This is a genomic window from Intrasporangium sp. (genome assembly GCF_051961875.1).
Taxonomy (GTDB): Bacteria; Actinomycetota; Actinomycetes; order Actinomycetales; family Dermatophilaceae; genus Intrasporangium_A.
Genome location: NZ_JBQCCV010000264.1, coordinates 1 through 4,829, shown reverse-complemented (window position 1 = coordinate 4,829; position 4,829 = coordinate 1). Strand labels below are relative to the sequence as shown.

Here is a 4,829-nt window from a genome sequence, read left to right as displayed (position 1 = left end):
CGGTCGACGACGGCCGCGGCGGCCGGGCCGTCGGCAACATCATCGTCACGGCGGATCCCAACGCCCCGCTCAAGGCGCCGATCGCCCGCGACGACCGGGTCAACCCCATGGACGTGGCCGGCAAAAAGGCCTTCGCCGTGGACGTCCTCAAGAACGACGAGGATCCCGACGGCGTCGCGAGCGACCTCAAGGTGGCCATTCCGCCGAGCGCCGCTGCCCCGGGCACCACCGTGGACGGCGGGAGGGTGAACGTCGCGCTCACCGAGGCTCCCCAGGCCATCCCGTACACCGTCACCGACATGGACGGCCTGCAGGCCACCGCGATCATCTGGGTACCGGGCCTGCGCGACCAGCGGCCGGTGCTCAAGACCCTCGATCCCGCACACGCCAAGGCCGGGCAGCCGCTCGAGCTCAAGCTCGCCGACTACGTCACTGTGCGGCCGGGCAGGAGCCCGCGGATCACGGGGGAGAGCGCCGTCTCCGCAGTCGCCGCCGACGGTTCCGGCCTCGTCAAGGACGCCGGCACCCTCCGCTACACCCCGCGGAAGGACTACGGAGGCCGTGCCTCCATCACGTTCGAGGCCACGGACGGCTCCGGCCCGGACGACTCCGACGGGCTCAAGAGCATCCTGACCATCCCGATCGACGTCGAGCCGACCGCTGACAAGCCCAACACCGCGCCCACCTTCGCCACCAGCATCCTCGAGGCGGCCCAGGGCGAGGACGCCGGGCAGCTTGACCTCCGCGCAGCCACGACCGACCCGGACCCGGGCGACATCGACCGCGCCTCCTACAGGATCACCGGGGCGGCGCCCGAAGGCGTGGACGTTTCCCTCGACGGCTCGGTGCTCAAGGCCAAGGTCACCTCCGCCCAGCGCGGTACCTCCGGAAGGGTCGGCATCCAGGTCGACGACGGGCGCGGCGGGAAGGCCGACGGCACCGTCGAGGTGCGGGTGGTGCGCTCGACCCGGCCGCTCGCCGTCGCCAATCCCGACGCGGTACCCGACGCCCAGGCGGGCAAGCCCGTCGACATCCCCGTCCTCGCCAATGACGCCAACCCGTTCCCCGGCAAGCCGCTCACAGTGGTCCGCGCGGGCGTCGGCAGCGGCGGCGGCGATGCCCGGGTCGAAGGCGACCACGTCGTCGTGACCCCCGCCTCGGGATTCCACGGCCAGCTCACGGGCACCTACCGTGTCGGCGACGCGACCGGGGACACCGAGCGCGAGGTCGAGGGCACGTTCACCGTGACGGTCCGCGACAAGCCGGATGCGCCGAGCGCCCCTGTCGTCGACGGCATGTCGAGCCGGCAGGTCGTGCTGCACTGGACCCCGCCGTCGAACAACGGCGCGGAGATCAATGCGTACCGGGTCAACTACGCGGGCGGCAGCCAGGCCTGCCCGACGACCACCTGCACCGTCACTGGGCTCACCAACGGCACCAAATACACCTTCACGGTCGTCGCGACGAACGCCGTCGGCGACTCCGCACCGAGCCCCGCCTCGGCCCCCATCACTCCCGACGCCAAGCCGTCCCAGCCCGGACCTCCCGTGCTGTCCCGTGGCGACAAGAGCATCTCGATGACCTGGAACGCGCCCGCCAACGAGGGCACCCCGATCCAGAGCTACACGATCGAGCTCTCCTCCGAGGAAGGCGTCCAGCGCCGCACGGTCGGCGCCGTCACCCAGTTGACCTGGGGCGGTCTGACCAACGGCGTCGAGTACCGCGCCCGGATCCAGGCCAAGAACGGCGCCAAGGACCCGTCCGACTGGTCCTCGCTCTCGCCTGCCGCCAAGCCGGCAGGCGCCCCGCTCGCGCCCGCGGCACCCACGGCGACCCGCTCGACGTCGGCCGTCAACGGCGGCGTTGTGGACGTGGCGTGGGCCTCGGAACCCCTCAAGGACAACGGAGAGCCGGTGACGTCCTACGACGTGCTCGTCTACCGCGGCGGCTCCGTCGCGAAGACGGTGACCGGAGTGACCGGAACGCGCCAGCAGGTCACGGGCCTCGACAACTCCTCGACCTACACGTTCGCGCTCGTGGCCCACAACAATGTGGGCGCCTCGCCGCAGGGTGCCCGCAGCAACCCGGTGACGCCGTACGGGCGTCCGGGCGCGGTCACCAACCTGAGTGCGACGCCGGCGAACACCACGGGCAGTGGCAACCAGGTCCAGCTCGCCTTCAGCCCCGCAGCATCCAACGGTGACCCGGTCTCCGGCTACCAGTACTCGGTCGACGGAGGCAGCAGTTGGAGCGGGCTGGCCTCGAACAAGATCGTCGGCGGCCTGCAGAATGGCACGGGGTACTCGTTCCTGGTGCGCGCGGTGAACTCCGCCGGGCCCGGTCCCAACAGCAACCGCGCGTCCGCCAACCCGTACGGCCAGCCGAAGACTCCGGTGGCCAACGCCGCGACCAACGGCATCCACGTGGACATGACCTGGAACACCGGCGGGTACAACAACGGCCGGCCCAGCACCGTCACCGTGACGATCGACGGCAACACCGTGGCGAACGACGGCGCCGCGACCGTGGGCAACGGGCCCGACGAGGCGCACTCGATCACTGTCAAGGCCTGCGTCCAGGGCGAGCCCACCAACTGCTCGAGCAAGTCCGACTCCGCGCGCACTGCCTCGCCCAGCGCGACCCTCGCGCAGGGCCCGCGCGCGAATGATCCGCAGTGCACGTCCAACGCGTGCTACTACTTCGACGTCACGGGCAGGAACTTCCACCCCAATACCCGGGTCAGCGTCCAGTGCTGGATCGACAATCCCACGCACGTGTTCGCCTCCTACTCCCATGTCACCGACGCCAACGGGTACTTCCGGGACAACCAGCACTGCTTCCTCGGCAAGAACAACATCAACCCGTGGAGCAAGGGCTGGGCGACCCTCGACGACGGCAAGGGCGGAACAGCCAGGACCAACGACGCCACCTGGTAGGAGTGACGCTCGCCACGGGGGAGCCCCTGCGGACAGCCGCGGTCCTGACGAAGTGAGACCCTTGTCCGGTGGAAAACATCCAACGGCCGTGGGCCGCCCTGTGGGCGCTGGTCATCGGCTTCTTCATGATCCTCATCGACACCACGATCGTGTCGGTGGCCAACCCGGCGATCATGCGGGCACTCGGTGCCGACATCAACTCCGTCATCTGGGTCACGAGCGCCTACCTGCTCGCCTACGCCGTGCCGCTGCTCATCACGGGCAGGCTCGGCGACCGGTTCGGGCCCAAGCGGATGTACCTGTTCGGGCTCGTCGTCTTCACCCTGTCCTCACTGTGGTGCGGCCTGTCCGGGAGCATCGTCTCGCTCATCGCCGCGCGCGTGGTGCAGGGCCTCGGTGCCTCCTTCATGACCCCGCAGACCATGGCGGTGATCACCCGCATCTTCCCGCCTGAGCGGCGGGGCGCAGCGATGAGCGTGTGGGGCTCCACCGCCGGCGTCGCGATGCTCGTGGGCCCGATCCTCGGCGGCATCCTCGTGGACGGCTTCGGCTGGGAGTGGGTGTTCTACATCAACGTGCCGGTCGGCGTCATCGGCTTCATCCTCGCCGCCCGTCTCGTCCCCACGCTTCCCACGCATTCGCATCGGTTCGACTGGCTCGGCGTGGTCCTCAGCGGTGCCGGCATGTTCCTCGTCGTCTTCGGCATCCAGGAGGGCCAGACCTACTCCTGGGGCACCATCAACGGGCCCATCACCGTCTGGTCGCTGATCATCGCGGGGGTCGTGGTGATGGCGCTGTTCGTGGTCTGGCAGGCCGTCAACAGGGCCGAGCCCCTCGTCCCGCTCGGACTCTTCCGCGACCGGAACTTCTCCATTGCGAACCTGGGCATCTCCACGGTCGGCTTCGCCGTCACCTCGTTCGGTCTGCCGACGATCTTCTACTACCAGCTCGTGCGGGGCATGACCCCCACCCAGTCCGCGCTCATGAGCATCCCGCTCGCCGTGTTCTCCGGCGCCCTCGCGCCGTTCGCCGGCAAGCTCGTGGACCGGGGCCACGCCAAGATCATGAACATCTGCGGCATGCTCGTGTTCGCCGTCGGCCTCGTCCTCTATGCGGTGCTCATGACGCCGGAACAGCCCATCTGGGTCCTGCTCATCCCGAGCGCGGTGGTCGGCGTTGCGAACGCCGGGATCTGGGGCCCGCTCGCCACCTTGGCCACGCGCGGCCTCCCGCCTCAGCTGGCTGGCGCCGGGTCCGGCATCTACAACACGACGCGCCAGGTGGGGGCCGTGCTGGGCTCGGCGGCGATCGCCGCGCTCATGGAGGCCCGACTCTCGGCAGAGCTCCCCACCGGCGGCCACGCGGCCCCCGCGGGCGAGCTCGCCTCCGGGCACCTTCCGACGTTCCTGCAGGCAGGCTTCTCGGCCGCCATGGGGCAATCGGTGCTCCTGCCCGCCGCGCTCGGCGTGGTCGGCCTGGCGGTGGCGCTGTTCTTCGTCAAGGTCCCGCCGGCGGTCGGGAGGCCGGCCGCCGCGGAGGACAAGGTGGCTGAGGGCCGCCGCTGACCCTCCTCCCATCCCGCCGAGGTCACCCCGTGGAGCGCCGAAGTCACCCGGTGGGGCGCCGAGGTCACCCGGGGTGCTCCGCGACGGGACGGGCGACGCCGGCCTGTCACCGTCCGCTGGCCGGTCCCGGCACGGGGGGGTGACGTCGGGCTCCGGCGGGGTGACGTCGGGCTCCTGTGGGGTGACGTCGGGGCAGGGTCAGCGGGGCGGGAGCGAAACCGCCGCGTACCGCCCCTGCGCCTGTATTCCGAGCGAGTCGGCCAGACGCAGGCCGGCGAGCGCGTGGGACGGGACTGCGGCCTGCACGATGAGGCCGTCCGCGAGCGCC

At 70.7% G+C, this 4,829-nt stretch carries 2 protein-coding genes; both read left to right on the top strand.

Annotated features, from left to right (window positions below; all coding sequences use genetic code 11):
* Window positions 1-2,936, top strand: a 2,936-nt coding sequence (locus tag ACTHJJ_RS16290) for a fibronectin type III domain-containing protein (protein ID WP_440303993.1), incomplete at its 5' end; no start/stop codon positions are given.
* A 68-nt stretch (window positions 2,937-3,004) separates the two neighbouring features.
* Window positions 3,005-4,501: a DHA2 family efflux MFS transporter permease subunit gene (locus tag ACTHJJ_RS16285; protein ID WP_440303992.1), complete on the top strand. Its 1,497-nt coding sequence runs from the start codon at window positions 3,005-3,007 to the stop codon at window positions 4,499-4,501.
* The last annotated feature ends 328 nt before the right edge of the window (window positions 4,502-4,829 follow it).